Source organism: Cellulosimicrobium protaetiae, from assembly GCF_009708005.2.
Lineage (GTDB): Bacteria > Actinomycetota > Actinomycetes > Actinomycetales > Cellulomonadaceae > Cellulosimicrobium > Cellulosimicrobium protaetiae.
Genome location: NZ_CP052757.1, coordinates 1,397,587 through 1,416,536 on the forward strand (window position 1 = coordinate 1,397,587; position 18,950 = coordinate 1,416,536).

An 18,950-nucleotide genomic window follows, 5' to 3' on the forward strand; every position below is an offset into this window, starting at 1 on the left:
CTCAGCCCGCAGGGGCGAGCTCGACGCTCTCGAGGATCGCGCGCGCCTGCGCGGCGCCGTCGGCGTCCTCGGTGGCGTACGAGGCCGTGAGGTCGACGACCCAGGCCTGCGGCCCGTCGCCGGTCCGGACGGCCACGACCTCCTGTGCGACGACCGTCCCGGCCGCCTCGTACGTGCCCGCGACGCGGAAGGCGGGGAGCTCGGCGAGGGTCGTCATGCCCTGACCGTCGCCGTCCGGGCTCCAGCCGGGGATCGCGCCCACGGCGGCCGCGGTGTCGGCGCCGGCCTGCTCGAGCGTCGTCGCGGACTGCTCGCCCGTCACGACGACGTTCGCCCGGAAGCCCTGCGCGCCCGACCCGCTCGGCGCGCGCAGCACGAACGACCCGTCGCGTGTGACGTGCTCCCAGCCCGGGGGAGCGGTGACCCGGACCGGGACCTCGGGGACGTCGTACGCGACCGGCTCGTCGCCGCCCCCGGTGTCCTCGGGACCGGCGCAGCCCGCGAGGGCGAGCGCCGCGGTCACGAGGGTCGCGACGGGCGCGACGGTCCAGGAGGTGCGGGGGTGGCGCGGTCGGGGCACGGTCGTCCTTCGTCGGGGGCAGGAGCACGGCGGGCTCGGGGGGTTCGGCTCGCCATTCTCGCCTCCCGGCGTCCCGGGTGCCAGGGCCACGGGCAGACACTACGATCGCTGGGAGCGCATCGATGTGTTTGACTTTCCCAAGAACGACACATGGGATGAATCGCACATGAACCGAATGTCCGTCGAAGAACGCCGGGCCCAGCTCGTCGACGCGGCGATGACCATCGCCGTCCGCGAGGGCGTCGAGGCCGTCACGATCCGCGGCGTCGCGGCCGAGGCCGGGGTGTCGCTCGGCGTCGTGCACTACTGCTTCGAGGACAAGGACGAGCTCCTCCAGGCGATGGGCAACAGCCTCGCCCTGGTCGCGTCCGAGCCGGTGCGCGCGGCCCTCGACGTCGACGGCGACGTCGTGGAGCTCGCCCACGCTGCGGCCGACGGGCTGTGGAGCGGGCTGACACCGCGCCGGCACATGCGCCTCCTCACGTTCGAGTTCGCGACGGCGGGCGTGCGCAGCCGCGCGCTGCGGTCCGTCGCGCACACGCACCTGGAGCAGACGTGGGCGATGACCCGCGGATTCCTCGAGAACGTCGCGGAGCGCGGGAACGTCACCTACTCGATGGACCTGGGCTTCCTCTCGCGCATCGTGGCCGGGTACATCGACGGCATCGAGATCGCGTGGCTCGTCGAGCAGGACGACGAGACCGCGGTCCGCAGCTTCCACGCGCTCGCGGAGTACGTGCTGTCCGTCATGGTCCGACCGGACGGCTCGCCCGTGCGCGAGCACGGCCCGGAGCCCGTCTCCTGACCGACGGCGCGGCCGTCTCGTGCCGCGGCCGACCCCGTGACGACTGCGGTCACGGGACTCGGGCGGACGGCCGTCAGCCGCGCAGGCCCGGGGCGCGCCCGAGCACCTGGTCCGTGTAGGCGTTCGCGAACACCCCGCGCGGGTCCGCCGCGTCGCGGACGGCCACGGCGTCGTCGAACCGGGGGTAGAGCGCGCGGAGGCGGTCGGCACCGAGGCCGTGGAGCTTGCCCCAGTGGGGGCGACCGTCGACCTCCGCGACGATCCGCTCGACGGCGTCGAAGTACCGCTCGTGCGGCAGGCGCGCGTACTGGTGCACGGCGACGTACGCGGTCTCGCGGCCGTGGGCCGTGGAGAGCCAGACGTCGTCGGGCGCCGCGAACCGGACCTCGACCGGGAAGGGCACGTGCTCGCCGGACCGGTTCAGCCAGTCGTCGATGCTCGACAGGACGTCCACCAGGCGCTCGCGCGGCACGGCGTACTCCATCTCGCGGAACCGGACGCGCCGCGAGGTGACGAAGACCTGGTGCGACGGCGCGACGTAGGTGCGGGGCGCGAGCGCGCGGGCCGAGACGGCGTTGAGCCGCGGGGTGACACGGGGCACGGCGGTCGCGAGCCGGTTGACGAGCTCGAACGCCCCGTTGGACAGCAGCTCCTCGTCGACCCACGTGCGTGCCCGCGCGACGGGCCCGGGTCCCGTGGTGCGCAGGCGCTCGAGCTCCGCCGCCTCCTCGTCGGGTGCGAGCCGGTTGTTGCGCTTCGTCAGCGCGCGCCGCGTGTGGGGGAACCAGTAGAACTCGAAGTGGTCGTTGCCCCCGACGAGCCCGTCCGGGTCGTCCGGCGTGCCGAGCCCCTCCAGCACGCGGTCGAGCGGCCAGGGCTCCTCCTGCGCGCGGAGCAGGAAGGCGGGGACGACCTCGAGCGTGACGGCCGACAGCACGCCCGTCACGCCGAGCCCGAGGCGGCTCACCTCGAACAGGTCGGGGTCCTGCGTCGCCGACGCCTCGCGGACCTCGCCGTCGGCCCCGACGACCCGGACGCCGCGCACCTGGGTGGCGAGCCCGCCGAGCCCGGCGCCGGTCCCGTGCGTGCCCGTCGAGATCGCACCCGCGATCGACTGCCGGTCGATGTCGCCGAGGTTGCGCATCGCGAGGCCTGCGGCGGCGAGGGCCTCGTTGAGCCGGTGCAGGCGGATGCCCGCCCCGACGGTCACGAGGATCGCGTCGGCGTCGGCCTCACCCGGTGCGCCCGTGCCGCGCGTGATGCGCTCGACGAGGCCGATGCGGTCCAGGTCGAGCAGCAGCCCGTCCGTGGCGGCAGCGGGGGTGAACGAGTGGCCCGCCCCGACGGCGCGCACCGGCATCCCGTCGGCGGCGGCGCGGGCGACGAGCTCGCCCAGCTCCGCCTCGTCGCGCGGGGAGGCGCGACGGCGCGGGGTCGCGGAGGCCGTGCGGGCCCAGTTGGTCCAGGAGAGGGCGTCGTCGCTGCTCACAGGTCGTACTGTCTCACGCTCCCTGCGTGGCGTACGTTCTCCCCATGACGACCGACGCGGCCCCCGGGCCGGACGCGGGGACGAGGGCGGGGACGGGCGAGCATGGCGCGGACGAGCGCGGTGCGACGCCGTCGCTGCTCGCCCGGCTGACCCGCGCGACCGCCGACCTCGACGGGCCGCTCGCCGTCGTCGACCTCGACCGGTTCGACGCCAACGCCGACGAGCTCCTCGCGCGCGCCGGCGGCGTCCCCGTGCGGGTCGCCTCGAAGTCCGTGCGGGTGCGGTCGCTCGTGGCCCGTGCGGTCGATCGGGGCTTCCGGGGCGTCATGGCCTACTCGGTGCGCGAGGCGCTGTGGCTCGTCGACGCGGGCGTCCGCGACGTCCTCGTGGGCTACCCGTCGGTGGACCGCGGGGCGCTCGCCGCGCTCGCGCGGCACGAGGCCGGGCGGCGCGAGGTCACGCTCATGGTCGACGACGCGGCGCACCTCGAGCTCGTCCGGCACGCGCTCGCCGAGGCGGGCGCGGGCGACGACCCGCCCGTGCGCGTGTGCCTCGACGTCGACGCGTCCTTGCGCGTCGGCCTCGGGATCGTCACGGTCCACCTCGGCACGCGGCGCTCGCCCCTGCACGACCCCCCGGACGTCGCGTCGCTCGCCGCGCGCGTCGTCTCGACGCCGGGGCTCGCGCTGCGCGGCCTCATGTTCTACGAGGCGCAGGTCGCCGGGATGCCCGACTCGAGCCTCGCTGTCCGCGCGGTCAAGCGCCTCTCGGTGCTGGAGCTGGGCGAGCGCCGCGGCGAGGTCGTCGCCGCGGTCCGCGACGTCGTCGGGCACGACCTCGAGCTCGTGAACTCGGGCGGCACGGGGTCGCTCGAGACGTCGTCGGCGGACGACGTCGTGACGGAGGTGACGGCGGGGTCGGGGCTGTACGTCCCCGGGCTGTTCGACGAGTACCGGTCCTTCCGGCCGCGGCCCTCCGCCTTCTTCGGCCTCGACGTGGTGCGCGTGCCCGCCCCCGGGTGGGCGACGGCGTTCGGAGGCGGGTACGTCGCGTCCGGCCCGGCGTCGCGCAGCCGCCTGCCGCGCGTCGCGACGCCCGGCTGGTCGCTCACGGGCCGCGAGGGCGCGGGCGAGGTCCAGACGCCGCTGCACCGGGCCCGGCGCGCCGTGGGCGCTCCCGACCTCGCCGTGGGCGACCGCGTCTGGTTCCGCCACGGCAAGGCGGGCGAGGCGATGGAGCGGTTCGACCGCGTGCACCTCGTGCGGGGCGACGAGGTCGTCGACGTGGTGCCGACGTACCGCGGCGAGGGCAAGAGCTTCGGCTGACGCGGTCGGCCCGGGCGGCGCCGAGACCCGCGGTCGGGCGGGCGCGTCCCGCTTCGGTCGCGACGGCGCCTCCCCGGTACCCTTGCGGACGTGACTCTTCGCCTGTTCGACACCGCCACGCGGGACGTGCGCGACTTCGTGCCCCTGACCCCGGGCGAGGTCGGCATCTACCTGTGCGGCGCGACGGTCCAGGCGGCGCCCCACATCGGCCACATGCGCTCCGCCGTCGCGTTCGACGTGCTCGTGCGCTGGCTGCGGCGCGGCGGGTCGCGCGTGACGCTCATCCGCAACGTCACCGACATCGACGACAAGATCCTCGTGAAGTCCGCCGACGCCGGCGAGCCGTGGTGGGCCTGGGCCGCGACGTACGAGCGCGCGTTCACCGCCGCGTACGACGCGCTCGGCGTCCTGCCGCCCACGTACGAGCCGCGCGCGACCGGGCACGTGCCGGACATGGTCGAGCTCATGGAGCGGCTCGTGGAGCGCGGGCACGCGTACACGACCGGCCCCGGCGACGTGTGGTTCGACGTGCGGTCGTGGTCCGAGTACGGCTCGCTGACCAACCAGCGCCTCGAGGACCTCAACCCCGTGCCCGACGACGTCCCCGCGGACGCGGAGGAAGCCGCCGCCAAGCGCGACCCGCGCGACTTCGCGCTGTGGAAGGCACCCAAGGAGGGCGAGCCGGAGACCGCGTCGTGGCCCACGCCGTTCGGCCGTGGACGACCCGGCTGGCACCTCGAGTGCTCCGCGATGGCGCGCCGGTACCTCGGCGACACGTTCGACATCCACGGCGGCGGGCTCGACCTGCGCTTCCCGCACCACGAGAACGAGCAGGCGCAGTCCCGCGCCGCGGGATACGGGTTCGCGCAGCACTGGCTGCACAGCGCGTGGGTCACGCAGGGCGGCGCCAAGATGAGCAAGTCGCTCGGCAACGGTCTGCTCGTGCGCGAGGTCCTCGCGACCACCAGCCCGGCCGTGCTGCGCTACGCCCTCGGGTCCGTGCAGTACCGCTCGATGCTCGAGTGGACGCCTGCGACCGTGGTCGAGGCCGAGGCCACGTGGGAGCGCCTCGCCGGGTTCGTCGAGCGCGCGACCGAGCGCGTGGGCGACGTCGAGGGCGTGCGCGAGGCCGAGCTGCCCGCCGCGTTCACCGCGGCGATGGACGACGACCTCAACGTCCCGGCGGCGCTCGCCGTCGTGCACGAGCACCTGCGCGCGGGCAACGCGGCGCTCGCGGACCGCACGACGGCCGCCGACGCCGTCGCGCGGCACCACCTCGTCGCGGTCCGGGCCATGCTCGACGTCCTGGGTCTCGACCCGGGCGACGCGCAGTGGGCCGACCGCGGGGACTCGCGCTACGCGTCGGTGCTCGACGCCGTCGTGGGTGCGGAGCTCGCCGCGCGGGCCGAGGCCCGAGCGGCACGCGACTTCGCGACCGCCGACGCGATCCGCGACCGCCTCGCCGCGGCGGGCGTCGCGGTCGAGGACTCGGCCGACGGCGCACGCTGGACCCTCGCCTGACACCCTCCTGGACGGCCCACCGGGAGCGCACCGCGGGCTCGCGAGGTAGAACCGTGGTACCGCGAGGTAGAACCGTGGTACCGCGAGGTAGAACCGTGGTCGTGCGAGGTAGAACCCTGGTAGCGCGAGGTAGAACCCTGGTCCCGCTTGGCGGCCGACGGTTCTCCCTCCGCGAGGAGTCTGGGGGACACTGGACCAGGAGCGAGACACGCCGGGCGTCGAACCCGACACGAACTGACCTGAACTGACCTGAACGACGACACGATCGGTACACCATGGCTGGCAACTCACAACGACGCGGCGCGACCCGCAAGCCCGGCAGCAAGAAGGGCGCGACCGTCGGCTCCGGCGGGCAGCGGCGCAAGGGCCTCGAGGGTCGCGGGCCGACCCCGAAGGCCGAGGACCGCGTCTACCACGCGGCGCACAAGCGCAAGGTCGCGGACGAGAAGCGCGCCACGACGCCGACTGGGCGCGGGGGTTCCACGCGGGGCACCGCCGCCAAGGGCGGTACGTCGCGCGGTGGCGGCCCGAAGGGTCGTGGCTCGGTGCAGGAGGTCGTCGCGGGCCGCAACTCCGTGCTCGAGGCGCTGCGGGCACGCATCCCGGTCGAGGTGGTCTACCTCGCGTCGCGCCTCGACGCCGACGACCGCACGCGCGAGATCGTCGACATCGTCGCGGGCCGCGGGTACGACCTCCTCGAGGTCGGCAAGCCCGAGCTCGACCGCCTCACCGACGGCGCCGTGCACCAGGGCGTCGCGATCAAGGTGCCGCCGTACGAGTACGCCGACGTCGACGACCTGCTCGACGCGGCCGAGGCGACAGGTCGTCCGCCGCTGATCGTCGCGCTCGACGGCGTGACCGACCCCCGCAACCTCGGCGCCGTGCTGCGCTCCGCGGGTGCGTTCGGGGCGCACGGCGTGCTCGTCCCCGAGCGCCGGGCCGCGGGCGTCACGGCGTCGGCGTGGAAGGTCTCCGCCGGGGCGGCCGCCCGGGTGCCCGTCGCGCGGGCGACCAACCTCGTGCGCGCCCTCGGTGAGCTCAAGAAGGCGGGCTGCTTCGTCGTCGGGCTCGACGCCGGCGGGGACACCGCGATCGGCGACCTCCAGCTCGCGACCGAGCCGCTCGTCGTCGTCGCCGGGTCCGAGGGCAAGGGCCTCTCGCGCCTCGTGCGCGAGGCGTGCGACGTCGTCGCGTCGATCCCCATCGGGTCGGACACCGAGTCGCTCAACGCCGCCGTCGCGACGGGCATCTCGCTCTACGAGGTCGCGCGGCTGCGTCGCGAGGCCTGAGCCTTCCTCGACACCTGTCAGCGCTCCACGGGTCCAGGGACGCGTGGGGCGCTGACGGCTTTCCAGGTGCTAGCCGTAGAACTCGGGGTCCTTCTCACCGGGCGCGAGGCCGAGGATCGCCTTCTCGTCCGGCCGGTGGCGCAGCACGTTCTCGACGTAGGACTGCGTAGCCTCCGGCATCGGGACGTCGCGGCGGGCGCGCTCGGAGATGAACCAGCGGTGGTCGAGGATCTCGTGGAACAGCTGCGCGGGTTCGAGCTTGCGGCGCAGGTTGCGGGGCACGGCCTGGATCGTGGGCTCGAACACGCCGCTCAGCCAGTCGTGCGCGACGAACTCCTCGTCGTCGTTCTGCCGCTCCGCCGCGGCGCGGAACGAGTCCAGGTCGTTGAGCAGCCGTCGGGCCTGGTTCTCCTGCACGTCGAGACCCGTGAGGCGCAGCAGACGCCGCGAGTGGTGCCCCGCGTCGACGACCTTCGGCTGGATCTGCACGGTCGTGCCGTCGATGTCGGTCGTGATCGCGAGCTCGTCGACGTCGAACCCGAGGTTGTTGAGGTGCTCGATGCGCGCCGCGACGCGCCACCGCTCGTTCGCGTCGAACGACTCCGACGTGGTCAGCGCCTCCCACAGCTCCTCGTAGCGGGCGACGAGCGCGTCGCCGATCGCGACCTCGTCGACGTCCTCGTCGAGCAGCTCGCCCGCGGACAGGTCCATGAGCTCGCCGATGATGTTCGTGCGGGCGAGGTCGACGTCGTAGGAGCGCTGGCCGGGGGAGAGCTCGCGGTGCAGGTCGCCCGTCTCGGCGTCCACGAGGAACGCCGCGAAGGTCTCCGCGTCGCGGCGGAACAACGTGTTCGAGAGCGACACGTCACCCCAGTAGAACCCCACGAGGTGCAGGCGCACGAGCAGCACGGCGAGCGCGTCGATGAGGCGCGTCGCCGTGTCCGGACGCAGCGACTGGCTGAACAGCGCGCGGTAGGGGAGCGAGAACTGCAGGTGCTCCGTGATGAGCACCGCCTCCAGCCGCTCGCCGTCCGCGTCCTTGCGCCCGGTGATGACGCCCACCGGGACGACGCTCGGCACCTCGAGCCGGCGGAGCTGGCGCAGCAGCTCGTACTCGCGGTACGCGACCGTCTCGCCGATCTCCTTGATCGCGATGACGCGCCCGGAGAGCCGGACGAACCGCACGATGTGCCGGGAGATACCGCGCGGCAGCGCCGCGAGGGTCTCGGCCGGCCACTCCTCGAGCGGGATGTCCCAGGGCAGGTCGAGGAGGGCCGGGTCGGGGGCCGACGCGGTGATCTGCAGGTTGTGCACCGTCACGGGTCCATTGTCCATGGTCGCCGCGTGGGCCGGGTGGCTGGGGTGCCTCCGCCGACGCCGGAGCGAGGGGCGCGGCGGGTCTACCATCCGCCGCTCGTCCCTCGCGGCTCCCGGCTGGTCCCGTCATCACCCACCACGACCCGCCCCACCCCTCGCTCCGGCGTCGGCTCGATGCTCGGCTCGCCGTGCGAGGCGGGCCCGACCCGTGAGGTCGGACCCGCCTCGCAACGCGGTGCGGGAGGAGGTCAGGCGCAGTCGAGCGCGTCGTGGTCGACGTCGAACGTCGAGGTGACGTCCTCACCGTCGACCGTCGCGGTGCCCGTGACGGTCACCGACCCGCTCGCGACCGAGGCCGAGCGCACCGCGAACGACTGGTACGCGTTCTTGCCCGGGGCGACGTCGGCGAACTCGCGGGTGCCGTAGGCCGTCGCGAGGGTCACGTCGACCGGCGAGTCCTCGCCGTTCGCCGCGCGGACGGCGAGGTACGCCTGGCCGGCGAGGCACCGCGCCTGCACCTCGACGTCGAGGTCGAGCTGCCCGGCCGGCGTGCCGTAGACCTCGAGCTCGTAGAGCGAGAAGCCCCACTGCGTCGCGCGCTCCGTGAGGTAGAGACGCACGTAGCGGCCCGTGCCCGCGACGTCCAGCTCGTCGAACCCGCCGTCACCGTCGGCCACGGTGCGCACCGTGGTCCAGGTCTCGCCGTCCGACGAGGTCTGGATCTCGTACCCCGACCCGTACGCGGTCTCCCAGTCGATCACGACCTTGCTGAGGTCGTAGCTCGCGCCGAGGTCCACCGCGATCCACTCCGGGTCGTTCCACGCGCTGCTCCAGCGGGTGCCGGCGTTGCCGTCGACCGCCATCTCGGCCTCGTGACCGGCCTCGTCGATGCTGGAGGCCGTCACCGGGCGGCCCAGGGCGAGCGAGTCATCGTCCTCGTTCCCGCCGCCGTCCTCGGACAGGTAGCAGCGGAGGTAGCGGTAGGACTCCGCGGAGGTCTCGAACGACGGCGCCCAGTCCCACTCGTAGGTGTAGTACTGCACGTACGGCTCGGCCGCGGCGATGATCGCGGGGAGGTCGAGGTCGCCGTTGCCGAGGGCGACCTGCCGCATGTCGCCCGGCGCGTCGACGTTCACGGCGTCCTTGATGTGGAGGAGCTCGATGCGGTCGCCGTGCTCCGCGATCCAGGCCGGGACGTCGAGGCCGGCGTCGGCGGCCCAGCCGACGTCGAGCTGGAACGTGACGTAGCGCGGGTCGGTGTTCGCCTCGATGACCTCCCAGGCGCTGACCATCTCGCCCGTCACCGGGTGGGGGTACCGCGTGGTGAACTCGCTCTGGTGGTTGTGCAGCGCGATCTTGTTCGCGCCGTTCTCGTGCGCGTACTGCCCGAGCTGGTTGACGTACGCCGCGGTGGCGACCGCCTCGTCGTACGTGCCGTAGCTCCCCGCCATGCCGCCGGTCCCGATGTAGTCCTGCCCCAGCGCGACGGCGTAGGCGACCGTCTGGGGCCACGACGCCCAGTCCGTGCTGCCGTGGCTCGACGACACCGCGAGGCCGTGCTCGTCGAGGATCGCCTGGTACTCGCCGACCGGCATCGAGTAGGGCTGGTTGTACGGCTCCACGTTCGTGAAGCCGGCGCTCGCGACCTCCCCGAGCACGCGATCGAGCGTCTCGGCGGACGGAGTCCCCGAGCCGCCGAGCTCCCCGACGTGCGTGTAGAGCTGGATGGAGATCTTGGAGTCGGGGAGGCCCTCGTCGGCGCTGCAGGGCTCGGCCGCGGCGAGGGTGGTCGGGGGACTGGTCTCGACGGAAGGGTTCGCGACGGCCGGGGCCGCGGCGAGCGTGGCCGCGACGAGTGCGCCGCCCGTCAGGGCCGCGCCGAGGCGCCGGGACGAAGGGTACGAGATCTGCATGGGACTCCAATTGACAGCGTTGTCGTTTTGGGTGACGAACATGCAACTTCTGACGTCACGTGTGCAAAAGCAGTCTCGTGGGCGCCCATGGCCGTGTCAAGGACGGCTCTCGGAGTCCGCTGCGTCGGAGGAGGGCTCGTCGTGCCCGACGGTGCGCCCGCCGGGGAGACGCCGCAGGGCGGGTCCTCCCGACCGGGAGAACCCGCCCTGCGGCGGTGCTGCGTGAGGGGTGTCAGCTGATGCGCTGGCCCGACGCCGCGCCGAAGACGTGCGAGTGACCCGGGCGGATCGTCACGTAGATGCGCTCGCCCTTGGCCGGGACGTTGCGCGGGTCGACGCGGACGATGACCTGGTTGTCACCGGCGCCGGAGTGGACGTCGGCCTGCGCGGCCAGGTCGCCCTTGAGCGTGCCGTAGACGAACGCGTCGGAGCCGAGCTCCTCGACGATGTTCACCTCGACCGGGAAGGCGGCCTCGTTCGCCTGCGACACGACGTCGAGGGCCTCCGGGCGGAAGCCGATCGTCACCTTGCCGTTGTCGGCCTCGGTGATCTTCGCGGCCGTCTCGCGCTCGAGCGTGATGCGGGCCGGGCCCACCTCGGCGACGCCGTTCTTGACCACGAACGTGCCGATGTTCATGGCCGGCGAGCCGATGAAGCCGGCGACGAAGACGTTCTGCGGGGTGTCGTACATGTCGCGCGGCGTGCCGACCTGCTGGAGCAGACCGTCCTTGAGGACCGCGATGCGGTCACCCATGGTGAGGGCCTCGGTCTGGTCGTGCGTGACGTAGACCGTCGTGACGCCGAGGCGGCGCTGGAGCGACGCGATCTGCGTACGGGTCTGGACGCGGAGCTTGGCGTCGAGGTTCGACAGCGGCTCGTCCATGAGGAACACCTGCGGCTGGCGGACGATCGCGCGGCCCATGGCGACACGCTGACGCTGACCGCCGGAGAGCGCCTTCGGCTTGCGGTCGAGGTACTCGGTGAGGTCGAGGATCTTCGCAGCCTCCTCGACGCGCTGGCGGATCTCCGCCTTCGGCGTGCCGGCGATCTTCAGCGCGAAGCCCATGTTGTCCGCGACGGACATGTGCGGGTACAGCGCGTAGTTCTGGAACACCATCGCGATGTCGCGGTCCTTCGGCTGGACGTCCGTGACGTCGCGGTCGCCGATGTAGATGTGACCGCCGTTGACGTCCTCGAGGCCCGCGAGCATGCGGAGCGACGTCGACTTGCCGCAGCCCGAGGGGCCGACGAGGACGAGGAACTCGCCGTCCTCGATGTGCAGGTTGAGCTGGTCCACGGCGGGGCGCTCGGTCCCGGGGTAGAGCCGGGTTGCGTGGTCGTAGGTGACCGTAGCCATGACTGGTACATCCCTCCACCGGCAGGTACGTGCCGGACGATCCGTTGTGCAGTGACGTGCCACGTCGACGTAGCTGTTCGCGATGGCGGACGAGCGTGTCTTCGACGACACAGAAGAAGTCGGATCCCCGGGTGGTGCAGGTGGGGACCCGACGTCATCGTGGACCCGATACTACTCCCGGTCCTGAGTGCTTCGTCACAGAGCCGGTCACGATCGGGTAGCGGTTTCGTGGTGGTGCCGCCCGCGGCCGACGGCGTGCCGCGGGCGGCCACGTCACCCGCCCGGGCGTTCCAGCAGGTCGGCGAGGAGGTCGAGCGCCGCGGCGAGCGCGTCGGCGTCCGCGACGCGCTCCGTCGCGAGCGTCTCGCCGTCGCCGACCTTGATCCCGAGGTCACCCGGTCCCAGGACCGCGAACGCGGTCTCGTCCGTCGTGTCGTCGCCCGCGTACAGGACGCGGGTGCGTCCCCCCGCCTGCCCGGCGTCCTGCGCGACGACCTCCCGCAGCCGGTCCACGGCCTCGCCCTTCGAGGTCTCGACCACGCCGACCTCGACCACGTCCTTGCCGTGCATCGCGTGCAGGCCGAGCCGCTCGGCGACCGCGTCGGCGACGGTGACGGCGGCGCGGGAGTCGGCGTCGGACGCGAGGCGGGTGTGCAGGACGGCGGCGCTCGGCTTGTCCTGGACCCACGCCCCCGCGCGACCCGCGACGGCGTCGGCCAGCCCCGCGCGGAGCGCGGCCAGCGACTCCTCCTGGGACGACGTGAGCACGAGCGGGACCGCCTCGATCCCGTGCGCGGCGACGTGCCCGGTCTCGGCACCGTGGCTGCCCACGAGGTACGTGCCGACCGGTGGCTCGCCGCAGGCCGCGAGGTCCGCGAGGTTGCGGCCGGAGACCAGGGCGAGACGCGTCGTCGTCCCCTCGAGCGCCGCCGCGAGCCGGTCGACCGCGGCGCGCGCCGCGGGCGCCATCCGGGCCGCGTGCGGGTCGTCGACGAGCGGCGCGAGGGTCCCGTCGAAGTCGAGCGCGACGAGTCGCGCGTGCGGGTCGGCGGCGGCGTCCGCCGCGAAGGCGCGCACGGCGTCGGCGACGGTTCCGTCACGGCGCCCGGGCGGTGCGGTGCGGGGCTCGGGCCGCGTCACGCGCCGACCTCGGCTCGCAGCCCGCGGTCCTCGGGTGCGTCGCTCGCACGCCGGTGCGGCACGCGCGACGGCATCGCCGTGAGGACGCCGAGGAACGACTGCGACCACTTCGCGACGTCGTCGTTGAGGACCTTGCGACGCAGACGGCGCATGCGCTTGCGCTGCTCGCGGTGGTCCATGTGCGCGGCCGCCACGATGATGTCCTTCATCCCGTCGATGTCGTGCGGGTTGACGAGGAGCGCGCCGGAGGAGAGCTCGTCCGCGGCGCCCGTGAACTCCGAGAGGACCAGCACGCCGTGGTCGTCGGAGCGCGCGGCGACGTACTCCTTGGCGACGAGGTTCATGCCGTCGCGCAGCGCGGTCACGAGCATGACGTCCGCCGCGAGGTACAGCGCGGCCATCTCCTCCGGCGGGTAGGAGTGGTGCAGGTAGTGGATCGCGGCGTGCCCGATCTCCGCGTACTCGCCGTTGATGCGGCCGACCGCACCCTCGACGTGCTCGCGCAGCTCCTGGTAGGCGTCCACGTTCTCGCGGCTCGGGCTCGCGACCTGCACGAGCGTCGCGTGCTCGACGTCGAGGCGGCCGTCCTGCAGCAGCTCGCCGTACGCCTTGATGCGGTGCCGGATGCCCTTGGTGTAGTCCAGTCGGTCCACGCCGAGCATCATGATGTCCGGGTCGCCGAGGTCGGCGCGGATCTCGCGCGAACGCTGCTGCACCTCGGGCGAGCGCGCGAGCTCGTCGAAGCGGCGCGAGTCGATCGAGATGGGGAACGCGGCGGCGCGGACGTGACGGTCGCGCCCGTCCTCGCCCGGGACCGTGATCATCGGCCCGCGCGTCGTGTGCGCGCGCAGGCGCCGGACCGCGCGGATGAAGTTCGCGGCGTCGCCCGCGCGCTGGAAGCCCACGAGGTCCGCGCCGAGCAGGCCGTCGAGCACCTGCCGCCGCCACGGGAGCTGCTGGAACAGCTCGAGCGGCGGGAACGGGATGTGGTTGAAGAACCCGATCCGTACGTCCGGGCGCTGGGCGCGGATCATCTGCGGGACGAGCTGGAGCTGGTAGTCGTGGACCCACACCACGCCGCCCTGCGCAACCTGGGCCACGGCGGCGTCGGCGAAGCGCTGGTTGACGCGGCGGTACGCGTCCCACCAGGTGCGGTGGTAGGTGGGCGGCGAGATCACGTCGTGGTAGAGCGGCCAGAGCGTGTCGTTGGAGAAGCCCTCGTAGTAGCGCTCGATCTCGTCCGCGGAGAGGGTGACGGGGACGAGGCGCATGTCGTCGGCGTCGAACGGCTCGCTCGCGAGGTCGGGCGCGCCGGACCAACCGACCCACGCGCCGTCGGACGCCTGCATGACCGGCTCGAGCGCCGTGACCAGGCCTCCTGGCGAGCGGTTCCACTCGACGTGGCCACCGGGTCCGACCGTGAAGTCCACGGGCAGCCGGTTCGCCACCACGACGAGATCGAATCCGTCTTTGCCGGTCAATGGAGTTCTCCTTGAGCTTCGATGGATCGCGCCTGGGTAGCCCAGGGTAGTCGGCCCACCCGACGCGCGGTCGGGCCGTCCACCCCTCCGGAGCGGGCCACCGGTGCCGGCGGGCCGCTCCGTGAGGCGGCCACGGGCGTGCTGCGGCTACCTTGTCACCATGGAGGAGCCCACGCAGCGCGTCGACGCGCGGCCCGCCCCGGGCGGGCCGGCGCGCGGCCCCGCGCCGGGCAGCGAGGTCGGGGGCTACCTCATCGGTGCCCGGCTCGGCTCCGGCGCCATGGGCACGGTCCACAGCGCGCACGACGGCGGCGGGAACCTCGTCGCGATCAAGCTGCTCCACGCCCACGTGGACCTCGACGCCGCCGCCCAGGGTCGCGAACGGCTGCGACGCGAGGCGCTCGCGCTCCAGCGGTTGCGGCACCCCGCCGTCGCGCAGATCCTCGACGTCGAGCTCGACGGCCCCGACGCGTTCATCGTCACCGAGCTCGTCGACGGCCCGACCCTCGAGGACGAGGTCGCCGAGGGCGGTCCGCTCGACCCGTGGGACCTCTACGAGCTCGCCGACCAGCTCGCCGCCGCGCTCGAGTCGGTGCACGCGGCCGGCGTCGTGCACCGCGACCTCAAGCCGACCAACGTCATGGTCTCGTCCCGCGGCCCCGTGCTCATCGACTTCGGCATCGCCCAGGGGCTGGAGGACGCGCGCGTCACCTCGACCGGCCTCGTCATGGGCACGCCCGGCTACCTCGCGCCCGAGCTGCTGGAGGGGGCCGCGCCGAACGTCGGCACCGACTGGTGGGGCTGGGCCGCCCTCCTCGCCTACGCGGCCACCGGTCGCGCGCCGTTCGGCGTCCGGCCGACCGACGTCGTGCTGGCCCGCGCCCGCAGCGGGCGGCCCGACCTCGCCGGCCTCGGGCCCGTCACGGCGCGCGTGCTTGCGGGCGCGCTGCACGCCGACCCCGCACGACGGCTCGGCCCGACCGAGGTCGTCGCCGCCCTGCGCCAGGCCGCGGACACCGGCGACGCCGCGCCGGCGACCCAGGTCGTCGGCCCGCCCACCGGCGCGACGCCCGTCGCACCGCCCGTCGCGGTGGTCCCCGTCGGAACCGGCGCGCACGCGTGGACCGGGCAGGCGCAGGTCGAACCGCCGCCGCTGCCGACGTCGCAGTCCCAGGTCAACGACGGCCGCACCATGGCCGTCCCCACCGGTCACGACCTCATGGACGACCTCGGCGCCCCGCCCGTGGGCGAGGACGGCGAGCCACTGTACGTGCGGCCCGTGCCGGCCGCGCGCCGCACCGCGCTGCTCCTCCTGGCCGCACCCCTCGTCCTGCTCGGCGTGCTCTACCCGGGTGTCGCGTTCGTCGTGCTGTCCGTGCTCGTCGTCCTCGCGCGCATCGTCGGCGTGACCACCGAGTCGCTGCACACGCGGCGCGAGCGGCGCGGCGTGTCGCCCCGCGACACCCTGCGGTCCGTCGCCGCGTCCCCCTGGTACGTCGTGCGCGCCGCCGTCGGGGCGCTCCCGTCGCTGCTCGTCGCGGCGTGCGCCGGGGTCCTCGTCGTCGTGGCCGGGTGGTGGCTCCTCGAGTCCGACCGGTGGGTCGTGGTCGAGGGGGCGGACGGCGGGAACTCGCCCGTCGTCACGACCGTCGTCCTCGGCCTGGCGGCGCTCGCGGCCGTCGTGCTCGCGTGGGCCGGGCCGCTCACCCACCTCACGCGGTACGGGACGCGGACGGCCTTCGCTCGACTGGCCCCGGGCCGCACCGGGACGCTCGTGCTCGTCGGCGCCGGCCTCGTGCTCACCGTCGTGTGCGTCGTGCTCCTCGCGGGCGACCCCGGCGTGACGTGGTGGCCGTTCCCCGGGCCGCCGTCGTTGCGCTGAGCGGCCCGCCTCGCTCGGTCGTCGGGATCGGTCGCCACGGTCACCCGGGGCCGGCCGTGTCCCGGGCGCTCCCAGCCCCCTACCAGCCCCCGTGCGTAGGATGGGCGCCGTGCTCCGGACGACGGTGCCGCGCGCGTGGTCGCGCGGCGTGACGCGCACGTCCGTCGTGCCCGCGACCGGCCGCCTGCTCGGCCCCGCGCTCCTGCTCCTCACCCTCCTCGCCGCCGTGATGACGCACCTCGCCGACCGCGGGTACGCCGTCGTGCACCAGTGCGTCACGCTGCCCGGCGCGTGGGGCGTCGCGGGGATGCACCTCGCGCTCGTCCACGAGACCCCTGACTGCCCGTCGGGCACGGCGCTCGGCGGCGACCCCGCCGCCGTCGTCACCGTGGTCGGGGCGCTCGCGCTGCCCGTCGTCGTCGCCCACGCGCTGGCCGCGGCCGTCGCGTGGGGCGTGTCCACGTGGGCGCGTCGCGCACACGAGCGTTCCCGGGCCGTCGTGACCGGGGCGGCGCGCTCCTTGCGCGCGGTCGTGCGGGGCAACCCGCGCCCGGTGCGCGGGCTCGTCGCGGGTGCGCCTCGCGTCGCGCGCCAGGTGCCCGACGCCGTCCCCGCCGCGCTGCACCACCTCGCCGACGCGGTGGTACGCACCCGGCGCGGACCGCCGCGGCTCGCCCTCGTCTGACGACGCCGTCGGACGCACGGCCCGCGCGACCCTCGTCGGCGCGCACCTCGACCCCCAGCTCTCGGAACTCCCTCGGAGGACGACCATGCCCAGCAACGAAGCCCAGACCAAGGCCCAGCGCCGCGAGGCCGCGCGCGCGGAGGCCCTCGCGCTGCGCGAGGCGCAGGCCAAGCGCGACAAGCGGAACCGCCTCATCACGATCGGAGCGCTCGTCGCGGGCGTCCTCGTGCTCGTCGGCGTGTTCCTCGCCGTGTGGATCCCCGCGATGAACGACCAGCAGAAGACGGTCGACGCCGTCGCCGCGGGCAACCTCGCCGACGTGACGAACCCGGCCACCGCTCGCGAGGACGGCGGCATCCCCATGGGGGCCGACGGCGCCGCGGGCACGGAGAACGACGGCGCGGTCGAGGTCGGCGTGTACCTCGACTACATGTGCCCCATCTGCGGCCAGTTCGAGGAGACGAACGGCGCGACGCTCGACGAGCTCCGCTCGTCCGGCGACATCACCGTGGTCCTGCACCCGGTCTCCATCCTCGACCGGGTCGCGCAGTCCCAGCAGTTCTCGACCCGCTCGGCCTCCGCCGCGGCGTGGATCGCGGACCAGGCGCCCGAGGCGCTCAACGCGTTCAACACGGCGATGTTCCAGAACCAGCCCGCCGAGGGCAGCGGCACCCTGACCGACGCCCAGATCGCGGACATCGCCGAGCAGGCGGGCGTCCCCGCGGACGTCGCCGCCGGGATCGAGGACGGCACCGCGGTCGAGACGTACGGCGACTGGGTCGCGACCGCCACGAGCCTCGTCACGCAGGACGAGGCGCTCGCGAACCCGCAGTCCGGCGGCTTCGGCACGCCGACGATCACGATCGACGGCGAGCGCTGGGACGGGAACTGGAGCGACCCGAACGCGCTCCCCGACGCCGTCACGGCCGCGCAGGGCTGACCGTCGGGCCCGCGTCGTCGGCGTCGCGGGCCGCCGACCGGGTCTGCCGGGCGAGCAGGTAGTCTGTTCGCTCGCCCGGCAGCCCGGGCACGCCGCCTTAGCTCAGCTGGTAGAGCACTCGCCTTGTAAGCGAAAGGTCGTCGGTTCGAACCCGACAGGCGGCTCCCACCACGACGCCCCCGGTTCCGCGGACCCGGGGGCGTCGTCGTGCCGGCGCGCGGTCGTGAGCTCGGCAGCCCTTGCCGAGATCGGCAGCATCGACCGCCGATCTCGGCAGGAGCCGCCGACCTCGTCCGCGATCAGCGGTCGGCGAGCGGCACCGGGAGGAGCTCGGGCGCCTTGGGGATGCGGCCGTCGCCCGACGACGTCCCCCGGATCCGGCGCTGCGCCCACGGCACGACGTGCGTGCGCACCCACTGTGCGTTCTGGCGCGCGCGGTCCAGGGCCGGGAGCGGCGGCAGGGGAGCGAGCGGGTCGTCCCACGCCGCGTCGTCGGGCGACTGGCCCAGCCCGACGAGCGCCGCCTGCGCGACCCGCCGGTGCCCCTCGGGCGTCAGGTGGATGCGGTCCTCCGACCACACGCGCCAGTCCTGGAGCGCGCGCATGCCCCACAGGTCGAGCACGTACGCGCCCTGCCGGCGCGCGATCGACCAGATGTGCGCGTTGTACACCCCGACGCGAGACCGGGTGAGGCCCACGAGCGGCGACTGCGACGCGTCGAAGCCGGTCGCCAGGAGGACGTCGATCCCCGCCCCGCACAGGCGCGCCACCGCGTGCTCGAGGTTGCGCGCGAGCCGGTCGACGTCGGCGTTCGGCCGCAGGATGTCGTTGCCGCCGCCGATGACGCTCACGAGGTCCGGCTTCAGCGCCAGCGCCGCCGGGACCTGCTCGGTGAGGATCGAGCGCAGCTTGCGCCCACGGATCGCGAGGTTCGCGTAGCGCAGCGGGTCCTCACCCGCCTCGACGCGCCGGACGGCGAGGTGCTGGGCGAGGAGGTCGGCCCACCCCCGCTGGTGGTCGTCCTCGCCGGGGTAGGGATCCCACAGGCCCTCGGTGAACGAGTCGCCGATCGCGACGTAGCTCGTCCAGCGGGGCGGGGCGTCGTCGGGGCGGCGTGCGTCGGAGGCGTCACCGGCCAGGGGAGTGGTCGTCGGGTTCTGCGTCGTCACCCGCCCATTCTGCTCCCGGCGCCGCCCGACCAGGCGATCCCGGCGGGTCGACCAGGC

General features: G+C 74.1%; 15 protein-coding genes and 1 tRNA gene. 8 read left to right on the forward strand and 8 right to left on the reverse strand.

The features are described 5' to 3' along the window. Position 1: 1 nt before the first annotated feature. Entirely contained in the window at positions 2–580 is a 579-nt protein-coding gene (locus FIC82_RS06020; RefSeq protein ID WP_168731543.1) for an LpqN/LpqT family lipoprotein, read from the reverse strand. Positions 581–746: 166 nt separating this feature from the next. Between FIC82_RS06020 and FIC82_RS06025 the strand changes: the two genes are divergently transcribed. Further along, positions 747–1,385: a TetR/AcrR family transcriptional regulator gene (locus FIC82_RS06025; RefSeq protein ID WP_154797919.1), complete on the forward strand. Its 639-nt coding sequence runs from the start codon at positions 747–749 to the stop codon at positions 1,383–1,385. 73 nt (positions 1,386–1,458) lie between these two features. On the opposite strand, the gene FIC82_RS06030 is transcribed toward FIC82_RS06025, so the two are convergent. After that, the gene (locus FIC82_RS06030; RefSeq protein WP_168731544.1) at positions 1,459–2,874 is read right to left on the reverse strand and encodes a D-arabinono-1,4-lactone oxidase; all 1,416 of its coding nucleotides are present in this window, start codon (positions 2,872–2,874) and stop codon (positions 1,459–1,461) included. 44 nt (positions 2,875–2,918) lie between these two features. On the opposite strand from FIC82_RS06030, the gene FIC82_RS06035 reads away from it, so the two are divergent. The 3 genes from FIC82_RS06035 (at position 2,919) to rlmB (ending at position 7,009) form a co-directional block, all read left to right on the forward strand. Next, positions 2,919–4,199: an alanine racemase gene (locus FIC82_RS06035; RefSeq protein WP_154797920.1), complete on the forward strand. Its 1,281-nt coding sequence runs from the start codon at positions 2,919–2,921 to the stop codon at positions 4,197–4,199. Between the two features lie 90 nt (positions 4,200–4,289). Continuing rightward, positions 4,290–5,720 carry a cysteine--tRNA ligase gene (cysS, locus tag FIC82_RS06040; RefSeq protein WP_168731545.1) on the forward strand — a complete coding sequence of 477 codons (1,431 nt, stop codon included), beginning with the start codon at positions 4,290–4,292 and terminating at the stop codon, positions 5,718–5,720. A 275-nt stretch (positions 5,721–5,995) separates the two neighbouring features. Beyond that, positions 5,996–7,009, forward strand: coding sequence for a 23S rRNA (guanosine(2251)-2'-O)-methyltransferase RlmB (gene rlmB, locus FIC82_RS06045; protein ID WP_154797921.1), 1,014 nt, complete (start codon positions 5,996–5,998; stop codon positions 7,007–7,009). A gap of 69 nt (positions 7,010–7,078) precedes the next feature. Here the strand turns inward: rlmB and FIC82_RS06050 are convergent, their stop codons facing one another. From FIC82_RS06050 to FIC82_RS06070, 5 genes are all read right to left on the reverse strand, one after another. After that, positions 7,079–8,323, reverse strand: coding sequence for a DUF4032 domain-containing protein (locus tag FIC82_RS06050; protein ID WP_253691753.1), 1,245 nt, complete (start codon positions 8,321–8,323; stop codon positions 7,079–7,081). Between the two features lie 251 nt (positions 8,324–8,574). Next, positions 8,575–10,239 carry a discoidin domain-containing protein gene (locus FIC82_RS06055; protein ID WP_168731546.1) on the reverse strand — a complete coding sequence of 555 codons (1,665 nt, stop codon included), beginning with the start codon at positions 10,237–10,239 and terminating at the stop codon, positions 8,575–8,577. A 232-nt stretch (positions 10,240–10,471) separates the two neighbouring features. Next, positions 10,472–11,596: an ABC transporter ATP-binding protein gene (locus tag FIC82_RS06060; RefSeq protein WP_154797923.1), complete on the reverse strand. Its 1,125-nt coding sequence runs from the start codon at positions 11,594–11,596 to the stop codon at positions 10,472–10,474. A 273-nt stretch (positions 11,597–11,869) separates the two neighbouring features. Further along, a complete protein-coding gene (gene otsB / locus FIC82_RS06065) occupies positions 11,870–12,736 on the reverse strand; it encodes a trehalose-phosphatase (RefSeq protein WP_168731547.1) in 867 nt (288 codons plus the stop codon). Next, the gene (locus tag FIC82_RS06070) at positions 12,733–14,187 is read right to left on the reverse strand and encodes an alpha,alpha-trehalose-phosphate synthase (UDP-forming) (RefSeq protein ID WP_269808402.1); all 1,455 of its coding nucleotides are present in this window, start codon (positions 14,185–14,187) and stop codon (positions 12,733–12,735) included. The genes otsB and FIC82_RS06070 overlap by 4 nt, the downstream gene beginning before the upstream one ends. A gap of 190 nt (positions 14,188–14,377) precedes the next feature. Here FIC82_RS06070 and FIC82_RS06075 point away from each other — a divergent pair, with 190 nt between their 5' ends. The 4 genes from FIC82_RS06075 to FIC82_RS06090 all read left to right on the forward strand — a co-directional run bounded on the left by FIC82_RS06075 (position 14,378) and on the right by FIC82_RS06090 (position 17,888). Continuing rightward, a complete protein-coding gene (locus FIC82_RS06075) occupies positions 14,378–16,099 on the forward strand; it encodes a serine/threonine-protein kinase (protein WP_154797924.1) in 1,722 nt (573 codons plus the stop codon). 109 nt (positions 16,100–16,208) lie between these two features. Beyond that, positions 16,209–16,784 carry a hypothetical protein gene (locus FIC82_RS06080; RefSeq protein WP_154797925.1) on the forward strand — a complete coding sequence of 192 codons (576 nt, stop codon included), beginning with the start codon at positions 16,209–16,211 and terminating at the stop codon, positions 16,782–16,784. An 85-nt stretch (positions 16,785–16,869) separates the two neighbouring features. After that, the gene (locus FIC82_RS06085) at positions 16,870–17,724 is read left to right on the forward strand and encodes a DsbA family protein (protein ID WP_154797926.1); all 855 of its coding nucleotides are present in this window, start codon (positions 16,870–16,872) and stop codon (positions 17,722–17,724) included. Between the two features lie 91 nt (positions 17,725–17,815). After that, a tRNA-Thr gene (locus tag FIC82_RS06090) sits at positions 17,816–17,888 on the forward strand. Positions 17,889–18,023: 135 nt separating this feature from the next. Here the strand turns inward: FIC82_RS06090 and FIC82_RS06095 are convergent. Continuing rightward, entirely contained in the window at positions 18,024–18,893 is an 870-nt protein-coding gene (locus FIC82_RS06095) for an SGNH/GDSL hydrolase family protein (RefSeq protein ID WP_418884343.1), read from the reverse strand. Positions 18,894–18,950 lie beyond the last annotated feature (57 nt).

Excerpts from the sequence above, each read along its gene's own strand:
- FIC82_RS06025 (WP_154797919.1), top strand. The coding sequence starts at position 747 with ATGAACCGAATGTCCGTCGAAGAACGCCGGGCCCAGCTCGTCGACGCG.
- FIC82_RS06035 (WP_154797920.1), top strand. The coding sequence starts at position 2,919 with ATGACGACCGACGCGGCCCCCGGGCCGGACGCGGGGACGAGGGCGGGG.
- rlmB (WP_154797921.1), top strand. The coding sequence starts at position 5,996 with ATGGCTGGCAACTCACAACGACGCGGCGCGACCCGCAAGCCCGGCAGC.
- FIC82_RS06055 (WP_168731546.1), bottom strand. The coding sequence starts at position 10,239 with ATGCAGATCTCGTACCCTTCGTCCCGGCGCCTCGGCGCGGCCCTGACG.
- FIC82_RS06060 (WP_154797923.1), bottom strand. The coding sequence starts at position 11,596 with ATGGCTACGGTCACCTACGACCACGCAACCCGGCTCTACCCCGGGACC.
- FIC82_RS06075 (WP_154797924.1), top strand. The coding sequence starts at position 14,378 with ATGGAGGAGCCCACGCAGCGCGTCGACGCGCGGCCCGCCCCGGGCGGG.
- FIC82_RS06085 (WP_154797926.1), top strand. The coding sequence starts at position 16,870 with ATGCCCAGCAACGAAGCCCAGACCAAGGCCCAGCGCCGCGAGGCCGCG.